The organism is Streptomyces sp. NPDC050085 (assembly GCF_044460595.1).
GTDB lineage: Bacteria > Actinomycetota > Actinomycetes > Streptomycetales > Streptomycetaceae > Streptomyces.
This window is the reverse complement of the sequence record NZ_JBITJZ010000001.1, coordinates 1,698,707-1,719,218: the sequence shown is the minus strand read 5'-3', so window position 1 is coordinate 1,719,218 and position 20,512 is coordinate 1,698,707. Positions and strand designations below refer to the sequence as shown.

Sequence of the window (20,512 nt, the reverse complement as noted above, 5' to 3'; positions counted from 1 at the left end):
ACGGGAGTTTGAAGACACGCCCTAGCCCGCCACGGTCACCGGTGCGGCGCGCCGCGTACGCAGCACCCGGGCCACGAACACGACGGCCACCGCGATGGCCACGCCGTGCGCGACCCCGACGACCGACAGCGGGGAGAAGGCGTCGAGCGCGGCGGCCACCGCGATCATGCCGAGGCCGAAGCCGAGGTTCTCCACCGTCGCCGACAGGCCGAACGCGTGGGTGCGCAGCTCGGTCGGCAGGGTCTGCAGGTGCGAGCTGTACGACACTTCCGTGACGCCGTCGGCGGCGCCCGCCAGCAGCGCCACGATCACGGTCGGCGCCCACGGGAGCCCGGCGAACGCCAGGATGAACGTCGCCGACATCACGATCGTGCCGAGTCCGAAGCCCAGCGCTCCGACCGTCCTTCCGCCCTTCTTCACGTACCGCTGGACGACCTGTTGCACCAGTACGTTGCCCAGGGCCCACACGCACCAGAAGACACTGACGAACACGGCGGGCCGGTCGGCGTCCAACTGCGTGGAGTACACCGGCAGCGCCGCGTTGTGCGAGGAGGAGCCGAGCGCGTCGATGCCGCGCAGGGCCACCATTAGGGCGATGACGGGGGCGGAGCCGAGCGCGACGAGGGCGCCGGGTGAGCGGCGCTCTCGCGCTCGGGCCTGCGCCGGGTCCGTCCGTGCGGCTGCTGTCAGCGGCAGCAGCGCCACCGTCGCCGCGCACACCAGGAACGTGGCCATGTCGACGACGAACGCCGCGCGGTAGCCGAGCAGCGACACGACGACGCCCGACGACGCGAACCCGACGACCATCGCCATCGAACGGCCGCTCACCATCAGGGAGTTGGCCCAGGTGTGCCGCCCCTCGTCCACCATGTCGGGGATCGAGCTGCGGAACGCGACCATGAAGAACGTGCCCGCGCCGCCGACCACCGCGGAGACGAGGAACAGCGCGGCGGTGCGCAGCCCGTCCGGCGCGCACACGAGGAGCAGGAGCGCGGCCGCCTGCACGAGGTTCGACCAGAGCATCACCGGCTTGGCCGCGCACCGGGCGAGCAGCGCCGCCGCGCCGAGGCCCGCGAGGAACCCGGCGCAGAGCCGGGCGCCCATGAACAGACCGACCGCGAGGGCCCGGTCCGTGACCGCGTACACGTACAGGTTCAGCGCGACCAGATTGAGGAAGGTGCCGTACGAGGAGATCGCGTACCCGGTGACCAGGATGCGGTACCGGCGTTCCTTCATCGGATGACTCCCCCTGCTGCCCCTACTGCCCTCATGCGGCTGCGTGTTGAGGCACCCTACCTTCCACCGGGGCGCCCGCTGCATAGTGCACGTATTCCCGTACGAGGCGGAAGCCGGCCGTCCAGGCGAGCAGGCGGCTCGCACGGTTCAGGGTCGAGCAGTTCCAGCTGGGGAGGTGCCCGCGGCCGCGGATGTCGGCGGTGAGCGCAATGACGCACGCCAGGGCGAGGCGGTGGCGGCGCTGGTCGGGGACCGTGAGGACCGCGACGTCCTCGTGGCGGGTGCCCCGGAAGTACGCACAGGCCACGGCGAGCACCGCACCGCTGCGGTCGACCGCCGCCCAGCCGTGTCCGGACGCGGCGAGCCCGAGCGCCCCGCCCCAACTCTCCGCGATCCAGGCCGAGTCGGGCCCGAGGGAGGCAAGAGCGTCACTGTCCGCGGGCTCGAGGCGCCGGACGTGGACGCCGCGCGGGGGCGTGCTCGGCTGCGGCGCGGCGGTCTGCGTCCACACCATCCGCTCCCAGGGCGTGAGCCGGTCGAACGCGGCGCCGAGCAGCGGCAGGAAGCGGGCCGGGGCGTCGACGTAGGCGTGGGCGAACGGGGCGAGGGCCGCGGACGTGAGCGCGTCCGGGTCGCCGCGCAGCGCGGCGTGGCCCGCGCAGGTCACGGCCAGCGCGCGCGGCTGCTCGGGGTCGTCCGTCCACCAGCGGCCGTGCCCGGTGGCCAGGGCGTGTTCCCCGACGACGGACGGACCCGGGGTGCCCACGGGGAACCAGCGGGACAGGGCGGGCAGGGCGCGGGGCGCGATCTCGATCATGCGGACCTCACACGGGAAGGGGGTGGGGTGCGGCGGCGGCCGCCGCCGCACCCCGGAACGGGAGCCGTCAGCGCTGACCGGCCTTGCTGCCGTGGTTGGCGGACTTCTTGCGGCGTGCCTTCTTCTTGCGGGCGCGCTTGGACATCGAGCTCAACTCCATTGAAAGGGAAGGGCGTTCAAGCCTCGGTGGAGCGGCCGACCAACAGGTCCGCCAGCTTGTTGAGGCGCTTGACGGTGCGGTCCTCCTGGGCGGCGGGTGCCGGTTCGACGCGCTCGTCGCGGTCGTAGTAGGCGCCGTTGACGATCTCGACCGCCGGGTCGCACAGCCGCACCACGTGCGCGGCCCCCTCGGCCGGCGTCACGCCCTCGTTCGCGTACAAGGGCAGCAGCGCGGTGTCGCAGGCGCCCGGGTGCACGGAGACCGCGGTGACGCGCGGGTCCGCGGCGAACACCGTCAGGGCCAGCTGCGCCTGCGCGTACGCGGCCAGGCGCGAGTAGCGGCGGGCGCGGTTCGGGTCGCTCCACTGGATGTTGCCGGTGCGGTGCAGCGAGGAGGAGACGTTGACGACGCGGCCGCCGGGCTCGCTGGTCAGCGCCGGTTCGAGCAGGCACGTCAGCAGGTAGTGGGCGAGGAAGTTGACCTGGAAAGCGATCTCGTTGCCGTCCGCGGTGATGGTGTGCCGCTCGGGCGCGGCCATGCCCGCGTTGTTGACGAGGACGTCCAGGTGCGGGTGCTCGCTGACGACCTTGCGCGCGAACGCCTCGACCTCGTCGAGGTGCGCGAAGTCCGCTGCGAAGCAGCACAGTTGCTCGGCCCGGACGGTGGCCGACGTCGCGACCAGCCTGTCGGCGGCCGCGCTCGCCTGCTCCGCGGTGCGGCCGTGCAGCAGGACGGTCGCACCGCGCTCGGCGAGCAGCCGCGCGCTGTCGTAGCCGATGCCGGAGGTGGCACCGGTCACCAGAACGGTGCGGCCGGACAGGGATGTTTCGGGCATGGGGTGTCCAAGGGTGTGGGTACGCGGCGCCACCGGGGCGCGCACATACGGATACGGGAATGGGGCGCCGGACGGATCACGGCGCCCCGCTGGATGTGTCGGCGAACTCGTCAGCGTGGAGCGGGCGTTCGCGGGCAGCGGGGCGTGCGACGGGGCGCCGGATGAGGCGGCCGGTCGAGCAGGAGCCACGCGCTGTTCACGAGATCCATGGAACCGGGCACGGTGGGCCCGGGCAAGACAGGCCCGCGTTTCCATACGGCCCTCTGATGACGGGAAGCGGCCCGCTGACGCCTGGTTTCTGACGACCCATCAACCGAGCCGGTGTGCCGCCGGCTTCGCCAGGGCAGGTGCCCGGTCGATCAGTCGGGCGCGCGGCGTCGGGGCCCGGTCGGTGGTCGTGTCATGCCGCTGGCGCCCGCGGCCCCTCCGGCGGCCGGAGCAGTCATGCAGCCAGGGTGACCGGCCCCAACTCGCCTGTAGGCGCCGGAATGTGCTCCTCCCTGACGGCCCGGCCGGCGAGCCCGTCAAGTTCGCATCAAGGCCGTACGCGTGCGCGTATGCACGCCGTCAAGACCGCGCGGGCGTGGCCGGAACCCGGCGCAGACTCGTCGCCACGGGGGACGGGCGACGACCGTCCGTGGCGTGAACGCTGGAGGGCGAGTGACGATCACCGCCGGTACGACGCGGAACTCTGCAGCGGGGGCCGGAGTTCACGCGCCACCGCGTCACGTGACGGTCGACCCGCCTGCGGGGCCGCCCGCGCCGGAGCCACGAGGGGGGCACCGGCCGGGCGGACCGCGCAGGGTCCCCCGGTACCGCCGGGTCCTGAACCGGCGGCTGTTCGCCACCCTGCCCGCGCGTCTGCGCCTGCTGCGTGCCGCGGTCCTCGCCGTGGCCGCCGCGCTCGTCGTGCTGCTCGCCGTCGCCGGGTTCACCGCGCACGGCACCTGGGCGGGCATCGCCGGGCGCGACGCCCCGCGCACCACGAGCGCCGCCGACCTCGACCTCGCGCTCGACGACATGGACGCGCAGGTCGCCAACATCCTGCTGGCGAGCGGGGACGCGGGCGCGGGCCGCCTGCAGACCCCGTACGCGAAGGCCGTCGGCTTCTACGGCGACTCACGCACCAGCATCAGCCGGGCGCTGCGCACCCTCGCCGTCGCGGCCGAGGGCGATCCGGCCGCACAGCACACCGTCGAGTCCCTCATTGCCGACTACGCCCGCTACCAGGAACTCGTCGGACGCGCCCTGGACAGCGACGAACGCAAGGGCGGCAAGCAGGCGGCCGTCCTCGACTACCGGCGCGCCACCGACCTGTTGCAGAGTCAACTCCTGCCCGAGGCCCGTGAGTTGACCGACGCGAACAACATGGCCTTCGAGCACGCGTACCGCGACGCGCGCAACGCGCACACCGGGCAGCTCGTCGCCGCCCTCGTCCTCGGCGTCCTGCTCCTCGCCGTGCTCGCCGCGCTCCAGTGGTACCTGACCCGCCGGTTCCGCCGGATCCTCAACCCCGGGCTGCTCGCCGCCACCGCGTGCGCGCTGCTCGCCGCCGTCCTCGGCGCCCAGGCCCTCGCCGCCGACGCCGCACACCTGCGGGTCGCCCGCCGTGACTCCTTCGACTCCGTCGTCGCCCTGTCGCGGGCCCGCGCCCTCGCCCACGACGCCAACGCGGACGAGAGCCGCTATCTGCTCGACCCCGACCGGCGCACCGGCTACCAGCAGGCGTTCTTCGAGAAGGCCGGCCTGCTCTACGGGGTCGAGGGCACCTCCGACGGGCGCTACCCGGACGACGTCGCGCGCACCTGGTCGGCCTACCGCGCCGACCATGACGACCTGCGGTTCACTGGCGAGTTCCGCCGCGAACTCGACAACATCACGTTCGCCGGTGAGCGGGACGCCGCGGCGGCCACCGTCGACGCGTACCTCGTCTACGTACGCGACGACGCCAAGATCCGCCGCCTCTCCGCCGCGGGCCGGGACCGCGAGGCCGCCGAGTTCTGCATGGGCTGGGAGCCGGGCACGTCCAACGCCCACTTCCAGGAGTGGATGAAGGCGCTCGACAAGGTCGAGGCCATCAACCAGCGCCACTTCGACTCCTCGGTGAGCGCAGGCCGCGCCGAGACCACCGGGGCCCTGCCCCGGTCGGTCGGCTCGCTGCTCGCGGCCGCGGCCCTGACGGTCCTCGGACTGCGGCCTCGGCTGCGCGAGTTCAGCTGAGCAGGCGCGCCTCCTCCAGGTCGAGGGAGCGCTGCAGCCTGCGGCGCGTCGTGTCGCTGATCCGGTGCTCGTCGTAGAGGCGGCGCAGTTCGGCGGCCTCCACCGAGATCAGGTCGCGGCGCAGCCGTCGGTAGACGAGGTCGGAGGTGTCAGGGGCCGGGCCGTCCCCGTTCACGCCGTTGCCCAGGTGCTCCCGTGCCGACTCCAGGCGGGCCGTCAGGGTGCGGCGCAGCCGGTCCACGACCACCTCCGGTGCCGCCTCCAGGTCCGCCATCTCCTCGAGGCGGCGGATGCCCGCGCTCGCCAGGCTGCAGCGGGCCGTGGCCTCTTCGCGGACCGTGTGGTCGGGTTCGAGCGCGATGCCGCTGCGGTGCACGACCGGGGCCAGCGTGAACCCCTGCACGACCAGCGTGACCACCACGACCGACGTCGTCAGGACCAGCACCAGCGGGCGCTCGGTGAGCGGGGTGCCGTCGGCCGCGACCACCGGGATGGACAGCGCCGCCGCGAGCGGCATGACGCCCCGGGTGCCCGCCCACGTCAGGACGACCGGGACCCGCCAGTCGGTGCGGGCGACCCCGCCCCTGCGCTGCACCAGCGCCGACAGCGGCGCCAGCCACAGCAACCGTACGGCGATCAGGACGGCGGCCACCGCCAGCGCGTACAGCGGCCAGCCGCCGGTTCCTTCGGGAAGGGAACGCACCTGCGCGGGCAGCGCGAGCCCGATGAGGCTGAACACGACGGACTCCAGGAGGAACACCAACGTGCCGTACACCGCGTGGAGTTGAAGACGTATGGGCGCGTTGGTCAGGCGGTCGGCGCTGCCGCCGAGGACGACACCCGCCACCACCACCGACGTCACGCCCGAGGTGTGCACCGCCTCCGCGAGGACGTACGCCGCGTACGGCGTCACCAGCGCGATCACCGTCTCCAGGACCGGGTCCTCGGTGCGGCGCCTGATCAGTGTCACGACACCGGCGAGCGCCGCGCCGACCAGTGTGCCGCCGCCCGCGAGCAGCGCGAACTCCCCTGTCGCGGACTGCCAGTCGGTGGCCGCCGACGCCACCGCGACGCCGACCGCGACCCGGAAGAGGACGAGCGACGTCGCGTCGTTGAACAGGCTCTCCGCCTGGACGAGGACCTGCACCTTCGGCGGCAGCGCCAGCCTCCTGCCGAGCGCCGTCACCGCCACCGGGTCGGTGCTCGCGAGGACCGCGCCGAGGACCAGCGCCATCGGCCACGAGAGCGGGGTGAGCGAGGACGCCACCGCGCCGACCGCCGCCGCCGACGCCAGGACCAGGCCGATGGCGAGGATCCCGACCGGCTTCCACACGGCACGCAGCTCACGCCAGGAGAGCTCCTCCGCGGACGCGTACAGCAGGGGCGGCAGTACGACCACGCCGATGACGTCGGGGCTGATCTCGATGTCAGGAGTGCCCGGCACCAGCGCCACGAGCAGGCCCGCAACGACGAGCAGGGAGGGTGCGGGAATGCGCATGCGGCGGGCGAACGTCGCCACCACCGTGGCGAGTACGACCAGAGCCAGAACCGTTCCAACGCCGCGCATGCCGTCCCCTGTGTCCTTCAGCAAGAACGGGGCCACCCCGGCCCCCCGCCGACCAGACTTCCCGGCACACCGCCTTCACCCTATAGGGCCAGGGCCCGTCAAGGCAGTGTCAATCTCCTGGTGACCTGCGCCAAGGTGCCGCCAAGAAGGCATCGAGGGACGGGACCAACTCGCCCTCCGCGCGCTTTCTTTGGGGACATGAGTGAGGTGAGGCGAGGCCGTCTGAAGGTCTATCTGGGGGCCGCTCCGGGCGTCGGCAAGACGTACCGGATGCTCGACGAGGCACGGCGCAGAGCCGATCGCGGGGCCGACGTCGTCGTCGGCGTCGCCGAATGCCACGGCCGGCCGCACACCGAGGCCCGGCTCGACGGTCTTGAACAGCTGCCCCGTGCGCAGTGCGCCTACCGGGGCGGCCGGTTCACCGAACTCGACCTCGCCGCGCTGCTCGCCCGCCGCCCCCAGGTCGCCGTCGTCGACGAACTCGCGCACACCAACGTGCCGGGCGGCGGCCGCAACGCCAAACGGTGGCAGGACGTCGAAGAGCTGCTCGCCGCCGGGATCGACGTCGTCACCGCCGTCAACATCCAGCACCTGACCTCCCTCAACGACGTCGTCGAGAAGATCACCAAGGTGCCGCAGGCCGAGACCGTCCCCGACGAGGTGGTGCGCCGCGCCGACCAGATCGAACTCGTCGACCTGCCGCCCCAAGGGCTGCGCCGCCGCATGGCGCACGGCAACATCTACGCCCCCGAGAAGGTCGACGCCGCCCTCGCCAACTACTTCCGCCCCGGAAACCTCACCGCACTGAGGCAGTTGGCGCTCCTCTGGGTCGCCGACCGGGTCGACGAGGCCCTCCAGGAGTACCGCTCCGAGCACCGCATCGGCGGCGTCTGGGAGACCCGGGAGCGCGTCGTCGTCGCACTGACCGGCGGCCCCGAGGGCGACACCCTGATCCGGCGGGCCGCCCGCATCGCCGACCGCGCGGCGGGCGGCGACCTGCTCGCCGTCCACGTGGCCCGCAGCGACGGCCTCGCCGCGGGCACCTCGCACGCCTCGCTCGCCCGGCAGCGCCAGTTGGTGGAGGACCTCGGCGGCAGCTACCACTCCGTGGTCGGCGACGACGTCGCGTCCGCCCTCGTGGAGTTCGCCCGCGCCGAGAACGCGACCCAGCTCGTCCTCGGCACCAGCCGCCGCAGCCGCCTCGAACGCTTCCTCACCGGCCGCGGCACGGGCGAGTCCGTCGTCGCGACCTCCGGCGACATCGACGTGCACACCGTCACCCACGAACGGGCGGGCCGCGGCACGCTGTTGCCGTCCCGCCGCCGTACGTTGTCCACGGCGCGCAGGGTCGCGGGACCCGTCGCCGGGCTCGTCCTCCCCGTGCTCCTGACGCTGCTGCTCGGCCTGGACGCCGTACGGGCCCATCTGGACCTCACCAGCGAGGCCCTGCTGTTCCTGCTCGCCGTCGTGGGCGTGGCCTGCATAGGGGGTGTCGCGTCCGCGGTCGTCGCGTCCGTCACCGCGTCCCTGCTGCTGAACTACTGGTTCATCCCGCCCGTCGGGCACTTCACGCTCAGCGATCCGAACGCGGTGATCGCCGTCGCGGTGTTCGCGGTCGTCGCGGCCACCGTGGCGGCCGTCGTCGACCGCTCCCTGCGCCTGTCACGGCGCTCGGCCCGCGCCACCGCGGAGGCCGAGACCATGTCGTCCCTCGCGGGAACGATCGTGCGCGGCGGCACCACGATCCCGGCGCTGCTCGAACGGACCCGGGAGGCGTTCGGCGTCGAGGCCGCGGAGCTCGTGGACAAGCCGCAGGACGACAGGACGGAGGGCAGGGGAACCGCCGTTCCCGTCGGTCCCGACCGCCATCTCCTGTTGCGCGGAAGGGAGTTGTCGTCCTCCGAACGGCGCGTCCTCGCCGCGTTCGCCGCACACGTGGGCTCCGCCGTGGAGCGGGCGCGGCTCGCCGAGGCGGCGGCCCAGGTGGAGCCCGTGAGGGCCGCCGACCGGATGCGCACCGCGCTCCTGCGGGCCGTCGGCCACGACCTGCGCACCCCGCTCGCCGCGGCCTTGGCCGCGGTCACGTCCCTGCGCAGCGAGGACGTGGACTTCTCCGCGGAGGACCGGGCCGAACTCCTCGCCACCGCCGACGCGTCCATGGCCAAGCTGAACCGGCTCGTGGAGAACCTCCTCGACATGAGCCGCCTCCAGGCCGGCGCCCTCGCTCTCGACCTGCGGGCCACCGCCCTGGAAGAGGTCCTCCCGGCCGCGCTCGACTCCCTGCCCGCGGCCGAACCCGCCGTCGAGGTCGCCGACCTCCAGGAGATCCCGCCCGTCCTCGCCGACCCGCCGCTGCTCGAACGCGTCCTCGCCAACCTGGTGAGCAACGCGGCCCGGCACACCCCGGCGGGCCGCAAGGTCGTCGTCAGCGCCAGCGCCCTCGCGGGCCGCGTGGAGATCCGGGTCGTCGACCGCGGACCCGGCATCGCACCCGACGACCGCGACCGCGTCTTCGAACCCTTCCAGCGGATGGGCGACACCGACAACACCACCGGCCTCGGCCTCGGCCTCGCCCTGTCCCGCGGCCTCACCGAGGCCATGGCGGGCACCCTCGACCCGGAGGAGACCCCGGGCGGCGGACTGACCATGGTGCTTTCGCTGCCGTTCGCCCCGATGGGACAGGCGGTGGGGCGGCACTGAGGCTCGCGAAGCAATTCAGGCCCTGGTCGGGGGAGTTGGTGGCTCAGCGCAGCCCGGACGCCCGGAAAACGTCCCGGGCCAGCTCCCCGTCCACGCGCGCGGCCAGCTTCTTCAGCGCCGTCCCGCCGCACAGCAGCAGCCCGCGCTCCACGGACACCCGGGCGCCCTCGTCGAGCAGCCGCCACAGCGGGGGACTGTCCACCAGGACCCGCGGGTCGATCTCGACCCGGCCGCCCGACGCGTCGCGCAGCACCAGCCGGTGGGCCACCCCGTCGACGCAGCGCACGGCCACCAGCCGGTCGGTCCGCACGGTGTGCTCGCGCCACAGGCCCCGGGCGGTGAGCCGGTCCGCCGTGGCGGTGACCCGGGCCGGCAGCAGTATCAGGGCGAGGGCGAGACCGAGTACGGCCCACAACGCAGCGCGCCACAGGGCGAGTTGGCCGGACAGCGCGTCGATCCCGAGCAGCAGCGCGCACAGGCCGCCCCCGTAGAGCGCGGCGTCGCGCGCCTCCCCGGCCCACCGCTCGTCCCGGGCCACGGCCTCGCGGGCATCGCTCGTGTCTCGCATGCGGGTGACGGTAGGGAGCCGCCGCACTCCCGTCCCGCCTCTTGACGCCACGCGAACGCAACTCCGTACGGCTTCTTGACGCGGTGCGCCCCGCACGTGTCAACAGCCCGTCAAGTTCACGGGCCGCGGCGCGAAGAACGCGCTAGAGGCCGAGGACGGCCGTGCCGACGGGACAGACCCTGAACAGACCCTGAACGGGCAGATCCGTGCGCCAAGGGGCGCGGGGCTGTGCCCATATGCGGCTCCGCCGCGTGGGCGCGACCAGCCACGACGAGAGCCGCACCCGCCAGTGAACGCACAACCATCAACGGCGAGTCGGCGAGAAGGACCCTGATGACCACCCAAGCAACAGAACCCACCCCTGCCCAAACCGAGGGCGCAGAGGAACCCCCCGACCCCACAGACGCGGCAAGCGAGAAGCACCGGCTCACCGCGACAACCGGCCTGGCCGCTCTCTCCCTCGACGCCATGGCCTCCGTCGCGTACGGCCCCGAGGCCATCGTCCTGGTCCTCGCGGCGGCCGGCGCCCACGGCCTCGGCTTCACCCTCCCCGTCACCCTTGCGATCGCCGCCCTGCTCGCCGTACTCGTCGCCTCGTACCGGCAGGTCATCGCCGCGTTCCCGGACGGCGGCGGCTCCTACGCCGTCGCGAAGAAGCACCTCGGCGCCCGGACGAGCCTGGTCGCGGCGGCGTCCCTCGTCCTCGACTACGTACTGAACGTCGCCGTGGCCGTCACCGCGGGCGTCGCCGCCCTGACGTCGGCCTTCCCCGCCTTCTACGACGACCGGCTGTGGATCTGCCTGGCCGTCCTCGTGCTGATCACCGCCGTGAACCTGCGCGGCATCGTCGACTCGGCCCGCGCCTTCATCGTGCCGACGGCCGTGTTCGTCGCCTCGATCATGATCCTGATCGTCGTCGGCCTGTTCCGCTCCGCGCCCGTCTCCACCGAGGCCGCGGCCGGACACGCCTCCGTCCTCGCCGACAACGCCACCACCGTAGGCGCGCTGCTCCTGCTGAAGGCCTTCGCCTCCGGCTGCTCCGCCCTCACCGGCGTCGAGGCCATCGCGAACGCCGTGCCGTCCTTCCGCGCCCCGCGCGCCCGCCGCGCCCAGCACGCCGAGATTGCCCTCGGCGCCGTCCTCGGCGTCATGCTCATCGGGCTGAGCGTGCTCATCTCCCGCTTCCACCTGCAGCCCGTCGAGGGCGTCACCGTCCTCGCCCAGCTCGCGGACGCCTCTCTCGGCCACAACTGGGCTTTCTACGTCGTGCAGTTCGCGACCATGATCCTGCTGGCGCTGTCCGCCAACACGTCCTTCGGTGGCCTGCCCGTACTCCTCAAGCTGCTGGCCAGCGACAACTACCTGCCGCACGTCTTCGCCCTCAAGGCCGACCGCCAGGTCCACCGCCACGGCGTCCTCACCCTCGCCGCGATCTCCGCCGCCCTGCTCGTCTTCTCCGGCGGCGACACCAACACCCTCGTGCCGCTCTTCGCCATCGGCGTCTTCATCGGCTTCACCATCGCCCAGGTCGGCATGGTCCTGCACTGGCGCGGCGTGCCCGGCTCACTGGGCAAGAAGCTGCTCAACGGGCTCGGCGCCGTCCTCACCGGCGTCAGCGCGATCGTCGTCACCGCCACCAAGTTCCACGACGGGGCCTGGCTGATCGTCGTCGCCCTGCCCCTGCTGGTCGCCGCCTTCCAGGCCGTGCACCGCGCCTACGACCGGATCGGCGAGCGCCTCGGCCTCGGCCGCATCCCCGCATGCCCGAGCCACGCCCGCTCGCTCGTCATCGTCCCCGTCTCCAGCCTCTCGCGGCTCACCAGCGAGGCCCTGACCGCGGCGAACTCCCTCGGCGACGAGGTCCGCGCCGTCACCGTCTGCCACACCGACCCGGAGGACCGGGCGCAGACGGAGGCCCTGACGCGCGACTGGGCCTTGTGGAACCCGGGCGTCGACCTCGTCCACATCGCCTCCGAGCGGCGCACCCTCGGCAAGCCCGTGGCCGCGTACGTCCGTGAGGTCGCCGCCGCCGACCCCGGCACCCGCGTCACCGTCCTCATCCCGGAGGCCGAACCGGGTCGTCCCTGGCAGCGCATCCTGCAGAACCAGCGCGGCGCCGTCGTCGCCCACGCGGTGCGCCGTGACACCGATGCCGTCATCTGCCGACTGCGGTTCCGCCTCTCCCGGGAGCCGATTCAGGGAGCCGTGCATCACGGCGCGCACACCTCCACGTAAGAGACGCGTCAAAGGCGTGTGCGCCCCCGTAAGGGAGGCGTCAACGGGGACCGAAACCGGCCATGGCCGGGGGTTTCCTCTCAGTGTCAGTTCCAACTCGAACCTCTTTACTCAGGGAGCTCACGATGGCCGACCTGGCCTTCGTCGTCACCACGATCGCGGTCTTCGCGCTGGTGGCACTCGTCGCCAAGGGGGTGACCAAGCTGTGACCGCCGAGAACATCGTCGGCCTCGTCGTGGCCGTCGCCCTGCTTGGATATCTCGTCCTCGCCCTCATCTACCCGGAGAGGTTCTGAGCACAGATATGAGCCCCGTACTTGCCGGAGTGCTCCAGCTCCTCGCGCTCATCGCCGCGCTGGCACTGGCCTACCGTCCCCTCGGCGACTACATGGCCCGGGTCTACTCCTCCGAGAAGCACCTCCGGGTGGAGAAGTGGATCTACAAGGGCATCGGCGCCAACCCGAACACCGAGATGCGCTGGACCGCGTACCTGCGCGGCGTCCTCGCCTTCTCGGCCGTGAGCGTCCTGTTCCTCTACCTGCTGCAGCGTGTCCAGGGCTCGCTGCCCGGCTCGCTCGGCTTCAGCTCGATCGACCCGGACCAGGCCTTCAACACGGCCGCGTCCTTCGTCTCCAACACCAACTGGCAGTCGTACTACGGCGAGCAGGCCATGGGCCACGTCGTGCAGACCGGCGGCCTGGCGGTGCAGAACTTCGTCTCGGCCGCGGTCGGCATCGCCGTGGCGGTCGCGCTCGTCCGCGGCTTCGCCCGCTCCCGCACCGGTGAGCTGGGCAACTTCTGGGCCGACCTGGTCCGCGGTGTCGTCCGGATCCTGATCCCGATCTCCGTGATCGGCGCGATCGTCCTCGTCGCGTGCGGCGCCATCCAGAACTTCGCCGGGATTCATGAAGTCGGCCAGTTCATGGGCGGCTCGCAGCAGTGGAACGGCGGCGCGGTCGCCTCGCAGGAGGCCATCAAGGAGCTGGGCACCAACGGCGGCGGCTACTTCAACGCCAACTCGGCCCACCCCTTCGAGAACCCCAACGCGTTCTCGAACCTCTTCGAGATCTTCCTGATCCTGGTCATCCCGTTCGCGCTGACCCGCACGTTCGGCAAGATGGTCGGCTCCATCAAGCAGGGCTACGCGATCCTCGCGACGATGGCGACGATCTGGGTCGGCTTCGTCGCGCTGATGATGTGGACCGAGTTCGCGCACCACGGCCCGGCGTTCGACCTGGCCGGTGGCGCGATGGAGGGCAAGGAGAACCGCTTCGGCATCGGCGGCTCGTCGATCTTCGCGGTGTCCACGACGCTCACCTCGACCGGCGCGGTGGACTCCTTCCACTCGTCCTACACCGGCCTCGGCGGCGGCATCACGATGCTCGGCATGCAGCTCGGCGAGATCGCGCCCGGCGGTACCGGCTCCGGCCTCTACGGCATGCTGATCATGGCGATCATCGCGGTGTTCATCGCCGGTCTGATGGTCGGCCGTACGCCCGAGTACCTCGGCAAGAAGATCGGCACCCGCGAGATCAAGTTCGCCGCGTGCTACATCCTCATCACGCCGGCGCTCGTGCTCATCTTCACGTCCCTGTCGATGGCCATGACGACGCCGAAGAACTCCATGCTGAACTCCGGCGCGCACGGCTTCTCCGAGATCCTGTACGCGTTCACGTCCGGCGCCAACAACAACGGCAGCGCCTTCGCGGGACTGAGCGCCGACACCCAGTGGTTCAACACCACGATCGGTCTCGCGATGCTCCTCGGTCGCTTCCTGCCGATGGTCTTCGTGCTCGCGCTCGCTGGTTCGCTGGCCGAGCAGAAGCCGATCCCGGCCACCGCGGGCACCCTGCGCACCGAGAAGCCGCTCTTCACCGGCCTCCTCGTCGGCACCGTGCTGATCGTCACCGGCCTGACCTACTTCCCGGCGCTCGCGCTCGGCCCGCTCGCCGAAGGGCTCGCGTCATGACCGTACGTACGCAGAAATCCGAGGACGAGATGTCCGCAGTCACCCCCACCCGGGCGCCGCACCAGGACGTGCCGACCGGTCACAAGCCCGGTCAGGACGGCGAGGGCAAGGTCGGCGCGGGTCTCTTCGACCCGAAGCAGCTGCTCAAGTCGCTGCCGGACGCCTGCCGCAAGCTGCACCCGCGCGTCATGGTCAAGTCGCCCGTGATGTTCGTGGTCCTTGTCGGCTCGGTCCTGACGACGGTGTTCTCCTTCAAGGACCCGTCGGACTGGTTCGGCTGGGCCATCAGCGCCTGGCTCTGGCTGACGGTGATCTTCGCGAACCTCGCGGAGGCCGTCGCCGAGGGCCGCGGCAAGGCCCAGGCCGACACGCTGCGCAAGGCGAAGACCGACACGGTCGCCCGCCGCCTCGGCAAGGACGGCAGGACCGAGGAGCAGGTGCCCGGCACCCGGCTCACCATCGGTGACCTGGTCGTCTGCGAAGCGGGCGACATCATCCCCGGCGACGGTGACGTCGTCGAGGGCGTCGCCTCCGTCGACGAGTCCGCGATCACCGGCGAGTCCGCTCCCGTCATCCGCGAGTCCGGCGGCGACCGCTCGGCCGTCACCGGCGGTACGAAGGTGCTCTCCGACCGCATCGTCATCAAGATCACGACGAAGCCCGGCGAGACGTTCATCGACCGGATGATCAACCTGGTCGAGGGCGCGTCCCGGCAGAAGACGCCGAACGAGATCGCGCTCAACATCCTGCTCGCGTCGCTGACCATCGTGTTCCTGCTCGCGGTGGCCACGCTGCCGCCGTTCGCGCACTACGCGGGCAAGAACCTCAGCATGGTCGTCCTGGTCGCCCTGCTGGTCTGCCTCATCCCGACCACCATCGGCGCCCTGCTCTCCGCGATCGGCATCGCGGGCATGGACCGCCTGGTGCAGAGGAACGTACTCGCCATGTCGGGGCGGGCGGTCGAAGCCGCGGGCGACGTCTCCACCCTGCTCCTCGACAAGACCGGCACCATCACCCTCGGCAACCGGCAGGCCGCCGAGTTCGTCCCGGTCAAGGGCACCACCGAGGCCGAACTCGCCGACGCCGCCCAGCTCTCGTCGCTGTCCGACGAGACCCCCGAGGGCCGCTCCGTCGTGGTCCTCGCCAAGGAGAAGTACGGGCTGCGCGAGCGGCACCAGGGCGAGCTGGCCGGTGCCACCTGGATCGAGTTCACCGCCCAGACCCGTATGTCGGGCGTGGACGTCGACGGGCGCAGGATCCGCAAGGGCGCGGCCGGTTCGGTCATCACCTGGGTCAAGGAGCAGGGCGGCCGGGTCGCCGACGACGCCGACACCCTCGCCGACACGATCTCTGAGGCCGGCGGCACGCCGCTGCTCGTGGCGGTCGAGGACGACAAGGGCGCGCGCATCCTGGGCGTCATCCACCTCAAGGACGTCGTCAAGGAGGGCATGCGCGAGCGGTTCGACGAACTGCGCCGCATGGGCATCAAGACCGTCATGATCACGGGCGACAACCCGCTGACGGCCAAGGCGATCGCCGAGGAGGCGGGCGTCGACGACTTCCTCGCGGAGGCCACTCCCGAGGACAAGATGGCCCTCATCAAGCGGGAGCAGGCCGGCGGCAAGCTCGTCGCGATGACGGGTGACGGCACGAACGACGCCCCCGCCCTCGCCCAGGCCGACGTCGGCGTGGCCATGAACACCGGTACTTCCGCAGCCAAGGAAGCCGGCAACATGGTCGACCTCGACTCGAACCCGACCAAGCTCATCGAGATCGTCGAGATCGGCAAGCAACTCCTCATCACCCGGGGCGCGTTGACGACGTTCTCCATCGCCAACGACGTCGCGAAGTACTTCGCGATCATCCCGGCGCTGTTCGCGGCGGTCTACCCGGGCCTGGACAAGCTCAACATCATGCACTTGTCCTCACCGAACTCGGCGATCCTGTCCGCGGTCATCTTCAACGCGATCATCATCATCGCCCTGGTCCCGCTCGCCCTGAAGGGCGTCCAGTACCGGCCGGTGAGCGCCGACAAGCTGCTGCGCCGCAACCTCGGGATCTACGGCCTCGGCGGTCTGATCGCCCCCTTCATCGGCATCAAGATCATCGATCTCCTCATCTCCCTCATCCCCGGCCTGTAACTTTTCGAAAGCGTGCTGATCGCGATGAACAACTCACTTGGAAACACGGGCCGGTTGCTGTGGGCGGGCCTGCGGGCCCTGATCGTCCTCACCGTCGTGTGCGGCGTGATCTACCCGCTCGCGGTCACCGGCGTCGCCCAGGCCGTCTTCCACGACAAGGCCAACGGCTCGGAGATCAAGTCCGACGGCAAGGTCGTCGGCTCGTCCCTCATCGGGCAGTCGTACACCGACAAGGACGGCAAGGCCGACCTGAAGTGGTTCCAGGGCCGCCCGCAGAACGGCCTCGGCACCAACAACATCAACACCCAGTACAAGCTGATCCTGTCCGGCGCCACCAACCTCGCGGGCGACAACCCCGAACTGGTCAAGCAGGTGAAGGAGGCCCGGGCCGCCGTCATCGAGGACAACTCCACGGCGACGTACCGGGTGAAGGCCTCCGACATCCCGGCCGACGCCGTCACCTCCTCGGGCTCCGGCCTCGACCCGGCGATCTCCCCGGACTACGCCGACCTCCAGGTCCACCGCGTCGCCGAGAAGAACCACCTCTCCGTCGCGCAGGTGCAGAAGCTCGTGGACGACCACAAGGACGGCAGGATCCTCGGCTTCATGGGCGAGCCCACCGTCAACGTCCTCGAACTCAACACCGCGCTCAAGCAGTTGACCACCCAGAGCTGATGACCCGGGTACTGGTGGTGGAGGACGACCCGCAGCTCGTCCGGGCCCTCGTCATCAACATGCAGGCACGCAGGTTCGGGGTCGACGCGGCGCCGGACGGAGCCACCGCGCTCCGTCTGGCCGCCGCGCGGCAGCCGGACGTCGTCGTCCTGGACCTGGGCCTGCCCGACATGGACGGCGTCGACGTGATCAAGGCGCTGCGCGGATGGACCCGCGTACCGATCATGGTCCTGTCCGCCCGCCGGGCCTCCGAGGAGAAGGTCGCGGCGCTCGACGCGGGCGCCGACGACTACGTGACCAAGCCGTTCAGCATGGACGAACTGCTCGCCCGGCTGCGGGCGGCGGTGCGCCGCACGGAGACCGTGCCCGCGGCCCCCGGCACCGTGGTCGTCGCGACGGACGACTTCACCGTCGACCTCGTCGCGAAGAAGGCGGTACGCGGCGGACGCGACGTCCGGCTGACGCCCACGGAGTGGCACCTGCTGGAAATCCTCGTGTGCAACCCCGGCCGGCTGATCAGCCAGAAACAGCTCCTCAAAGAAGTCTGGGGAGCGTCACAGAGCAACAAGACCAACTATCTCCGCGTCTACATGGCCCAGTTGAGGCGGAAGCTCGAATCGGATCCGTCCCACCCGCGTTATCTCATCACCGAGCCCGGCATGGGCTACCGCTTCGAAAACCCAGGGCACTGAGCGGACTCCGAGGGGAACAGACAGGCAGATGGCGCGCGGCAGGCTCAGGATCTATCTCGGCAGCGCACCGGGCGTCGGCAAGACGTACGCGATGCTGTCCGAGGCGCACCGCCGCATCGAGCGCGGCACGGACTGCGTCGTGGCGTTCGTCGAGCACCACGGCCGGCCGCGCACCGAGGTGATGCTGCACGGCCTCGAGCAGGTGCCGCGCCGTCAACTGGACTACCGGGGCACGGTGTTCACCGAACTGGACGTGGACGCCGTGCTCGCCCGCCGCCCCCAGGTCGCGATGGTCGACGAACTCCCGCACACGAACGTGCCGGGCTCGCGCAACGCCAAGCGCTGGCAGGACGTCGAGGAACTTCTCGCCGCGGGCATCGACGTCGTGGCCACCGTCAACATCCAGCACCTCGAATCGCTGGGCGACGTCGTCGAGTCGATCACCGGCGTACGCCAACAGGAGACCGTCCCGGACGAGTTCGTGCGCCGCGCCGACCAGATCGAGCTGGTCGACATGTCGCCCCAGGCGCTGCGCCGCCGCATGGCCCACGGCAACGTCTACAAGGCCGACAAGGTCGACGCGGCGCTCTCCAACTACTTCCGGCCCGGAAACCTCACCGCTCTAAGGGAGTTGGCGCTCCTCTGGGTCGCCGACCGGGTCGACGAATACCTCCAGGAGTACCGCAGCGAGCACCGCGTCTCGAAGATCTGGGGCTCGCGCGAACGCATCGTCGTCGGACTGACCGGCGGACCCGAGGGCCGTACGTTGATCAGGCGCGCGGCGCGGCTCGCGGAGAAGGGCGCGGGCGGCGAGGTCCTCGCCGTCTACATCGCCCGCAGTGACGGCCTGACCGCCGCCTCGCCCAAGGAACTCGCCGTCCAGCGCACCCTGGTCGAGGACCTCGGCGGCACCTACCACCACGTCGTCGGCGACCACGTCTCGACCTCGCTGCTCGACTTCTCCCGCGGCGTCAACGCCACCCAGATCGTCCTCGGCGTCTCCCGGCGCAAGGCCTGGCAGTACGTGTTCGGGCCCGGCGTCGGCGCGACGGTCGCCCGGGAGTCCGGCCCCGACCTCGACGTCCACCTCGTCACGCACGCCGAAATGGGCAGCGGCCGCGGCCTCGCCCCCTCATCGCGCGCCGGAGTGGGCCGCGACCGCAAGCTGTGGGGCTGGGTGACCGGCATCGCGGGACCCGCCCTGCTCACCTTCCTGATCAGCGCGATCGCCCCGAACCTCGGCCTGGCCAACGACATGCTGCTGTTCCTGTCGGTCACGGTCGCGGCGGCCCTGCTCGGCGGCCTCGTCCCGGCCCTCGCGTCGGCGGCGTTCGGCTCGGTCCTGCTCAACTGGTTCTACACACCGCCGGTCCACCGGCTGACCATCTCCGACCCGAAGAACATCCTCGCCCTGGCGATCTTCATAGGGGTCGCGGTGTCGGTGGCCTCGGTCGTCGACCAGGCGGCCCGGCGCACCCACCAGGCCGCGAGGCTGCGTGCCGAGTCCGAGGTCCTGTCGTTCCTCGCGGGCAGCGTGCTGCGCGGTGAGACGAGCCTGGAGGCGCTCCTTGAGCGCGTACGGGAGACGTTCGCCATGGAGTCCGTGGCGCTCCTGGAACGCGAGAGCGACACCGCGCCCTGGACCTGCGCGGGCCGGGTCGGCCCGGAGACCGCCGTGGACCGGCCCGCGGACGCCGACGTCGACATGCCGGTCGGCGACCACACCGCGCTCGTGCTCAGCGGCCGCGTCCTGCCTGCCGAGGACCGCCGCGTGCTGGCCGCGTTCGCCGCGCAGGCCGTGGTCGTCGTCGACCGGGAACGCCTCAAGTCCGAGGCGGAAGCGGCCCGTACGCTCGCCGAGGGCAACCGCATCCGCACGGCCCTGCTCGCCGCCGTCAGCCACGACCTGCGCACCCCGCTGGCCGGCATCAAGGCCTCCGTCTCCTCGCTCCGCGCCGACGACGTCGAATGGTCCGAGCGGGACCGGGCCGACCTTCTGGAGGCCATCGAGGACGGCGCGGACCGGCTCGACCACCTCGTCGGGAACCTGCTCGACATGTCCCGGCTCCAGACCGGCACGGTCACGCCACTCATCAGGGAGACGGACCTGGACGAGGTGGTGCCGATGGCGCTGGGCGGCGTACCGGATCCGGAGCTGAGCGTCGAGCTCGACATCCCCGAGTCGCTGCCCATGGTCTTTGTCGACCGGGGACTCCTGGAGCGGGCCGTCGCCAACATCGTCGAGAACGCCGTCAAGTACACCCCTGAAGGCGTGCCCGTCCTCGTCGCCGCCAGCGCGCACGGCGACCGGGTCGAACTGCGCGTCGTGGACCGCGGACCCGGCGTCCCCGACGAGGCCAAGGACCGCATCTTCGCCCCGTTCCAGCGCTACGGCGACGCCCCGCGCGGTGCCGGAGTCGGGCTCGGACTCGCGGTCGCACGGGGCTTCGCCGAGGCGATGGGCGGCACGCTCGCCGCCGAGGACACCCCCGGCGGCGGGCTCACCATGGTGCTCACGCTGCAGGCCGTGCTCAGTGCACGGCTGCCCCGGGTCCGAGCGGAATCCCCAGCGCCCACCACGCCACGAACTGCCGCATCACCAGGCCTTGTTGCCCGTCCCGATACGCCAAGGGCCCACTGACATGCACATGGGTGTCAACGGACGTGCACGCTCCCGTTCCTCAGGAGATCCGCCGTC

At 71.5% G+C, this 20,512-nt stretch carries 16 protein-coding genes; 10 read left to right on the top strand and 6 right to left on the bottom strand.

Annotated elements, in window-relative coordinates; all coding sequences use genetic code 11:
* Positions 1-21: 21 nt before the first annotated feature.
* The 4 genes from ACIBUY_RS07460 to ACIBUY_RS07445 form a co-directional block, all read right to left on the bottom strand.
* A complete protein-coding gene (locus ACIBUY_RS07460) occupies positions 22-1,236 on the bottom strand; it encodes an MFS transporter (RefSeq protein ID WP_399152058.1) in 1,215 nt (404 codons plus the stop codon).
* A 31-nt stretch (positions 1,237-1,267) separates the two neighbouring features.
* Positions 1,268-2,053 (bottom strand): GNAT family N-acetyltransferase, encoded by a 786-nt coding sequence (locus tag ACIBUY_RS07455; protein WP_399152057.1) that lies wholly within the window; start codon positions 2,051-2,053, stop codon positions 1,268-1,270.
* Between the two features lie 67 nt (positions 2,054-2,120).
* The gene (locus ACIBUY_RS07450) at positions 2,121-2,213 is read right to left on the bottom strand and encodes a 50S ribosomal protein bL37 (protein WP_399152056.1); all 93 of its coding nucleotides are present in this window, start codon (positions 2,211-2,213) and stop codon (positions 2,121-2,123) included.
* A 16-nt stretch (positions 2,214-2,229) separates the two neighbouring features.
* Positions 2,230-3,048 (bottom strand): SDR family NAD(P)-dependent oxidoreductase, encoded by an 819-nt coding sequence (locus ACIBUY_RS07445; protein WP_399152055.1) that lies wholly within the window; start codon positions 3,046-3,048, stop codon positions 2,230-2,232.
* Positions 3,049-3,777: 729 nt separating this feature from the next.
* Here ACIBUY_RS07445 and ACIBUY_RS07440 point away from each other — a divergent pair.
* Entirely contained in the window at positions 3,778-5,268 is a 1,491-nt protein-coding gene (locus ACIBUY_RS07440; RefSeq protein WP_399152054.1) for a hypothetical protein, read from the top strand.
* Here the strand turns inward: ACIBUY_RS07440 and ACIBUY_RS07435 are convergent.
* Positions 5,261-6,835: a Na+/H+ antiporter gene (locus tag ACIBUY_RS07435; protein WP_365569125.1), complete on the bottom strand. Its 1,575-nt coding sequence runs from the start codon at positions 6,833-6,835 to the stop codon at positions 5,261-5,263. The genes ACIBUY_RS07440 and ACIBUY_RS07435 overlap by 8 nt on opposite strands.
* 198 nt (positions 6,836-7,033) lie before the next feature.
* Between ACIBUY_RS07435 and ACIBUY_RS07430 the strand changes: the two genes are divergently transcribed.
* Complete coding sequence (locus ACIBUY_RS07430; RefSeq protein WP_365569128.1) at positions 7,034-9,535, top strand: ATP-binding protein; 2,502 nt, start codon at positions 7,034-7,036, stop codon at positions 9,533-9,535.
* Positions 9,536-9,578: 43 nt separating this feature from the next.
* Here ACIBUY_RS07430 and ACIBUY_RS07425 read toward each other — a convergent pair whose 3' ends face one another.
* Positions 9,579-10,103, bottom strand: coding sequence for a hypothetical protein (locus ACIBUY_RS07425; protein WP_365569131.1), 525 nt, complete (start codon positions 10,101-10,103; stop codon positions 9,579-9,581).
* Positions 10,104-10,436: 333 nt separating this feature from the next.
* Here ACIBUY_RS07425 and ACIBUY_RS07420 point away from each other — a divergent pair, with 333 nt between their 5' ends.
* The 8 genes from ACIBUY_RS07420 to ACIBUY_RS07385 all read left to right on the top strand — a co-directional run bounded on the left by ACIBUY_RS07420 (position 10,437) and on the right by ACIBUY_RS07385 (position 20,455).
* Positions 10,437-12,338 carry an APC family permease gene (locus ACIBUY_RS07420; protein ID WP_399152053.1) on the top strand — a complete coding sequence of 634 codons (1,902 nt, stop codon included), beginning with the start codon at positions 10,437-10,439 and terminating at the stop codon, positions 12,336-12,338.
* 83 nt (positions 12,339-12,421) lie between these two features.
* Positions 12,422-12,547: a hypothetical protein gene (locus tag ACIBUY_RS07415; RefSeq protein WP_365569137.1), complete on the top strand. Its 126-nt coding sequence runs from the start codon at positions 12,422-12,424 to the stop codon at positions 12,545-12,547.
* Positions 12,544-12,633 (top strand): K(+)-transporting ATPase subunit F, encoded by a 90-nt coding sequence (gene kdpF, locus ACIBUY_RS07410; protein ID WP_018533641.1) that lies wholly within the window; start codon positions 12,544-12,546, stop codon positions 12,631-12,633. The genes ACIBUY_RS07415 and kdpF overlap by 4 nt, the downstream gene beginning before the upstream one ends.
* Before the next feature lie 8 nt (positions 12,634-12,641).
* Positions 12,642-14,306, top strand: coding sequence for a potassium-transporting ATPase subunit KdpA (gene kdpA / locus ACIBUY_RS07405; RefSeq protein ID WP_399152052.1), 1,665 nt, complete (start codon positions 12,642-12,644; stop codon positions 14,304-14,306).
* On the top strand, positions 14,303-16,447 hold the full coding sequence (gene kdpB / locus ACIBUY_RS07400; RefSeq protein ID WP_399152051.1) for a potassium-transporting ATPase subunit KdpB: 2,145 nt from the start codon (positions 14,303-14,305) through the stop codon (positions 16,445-16,447). The genes kdpA and kdpB overlap by 4 nt, the downstream gene beginning before the upstream one ends.
* Before the next feature lie 24 nt (positions 16,448-16,471).
* Positions 16,472-17,122, top strand: a complete 651-nt coding sequence (locus ACIBUY_RS07395) for a potassium-transporting ATPase subunit C (protein WP_399152050.1) — start codon at positions 16,472-16,474, stop codon at positions 17,120-17,122.
* Positions 17,122-17,814: a response regulator gene (locus ACIBUY_RS07390; RefSeq protein ID WP_365569150.1), complete on the top strand. Its 693-nt coding sequence runs from the start codon at positions 17,122-17,124 to the stop codon at positions 17,812-17,814. Before ACIBUY_RS07395 ends, ACIBUY_RS07390 begins: the two co-directional genes overlap by 1 nt.
* Positions 17,815-17,842: 28 nt before the next feature.
* Entirely contained in the window at positions 17,843-20,455 is a 2,613-nt protein-coding gene (locus ACIBUY_RS07385) for an ATP-binding protein (RefSeq protein WP_399152049.1), read from the top strand.
* The last annotated feature ends 57 nt before the right edge of the window (positions 20,456-20,512 follow it).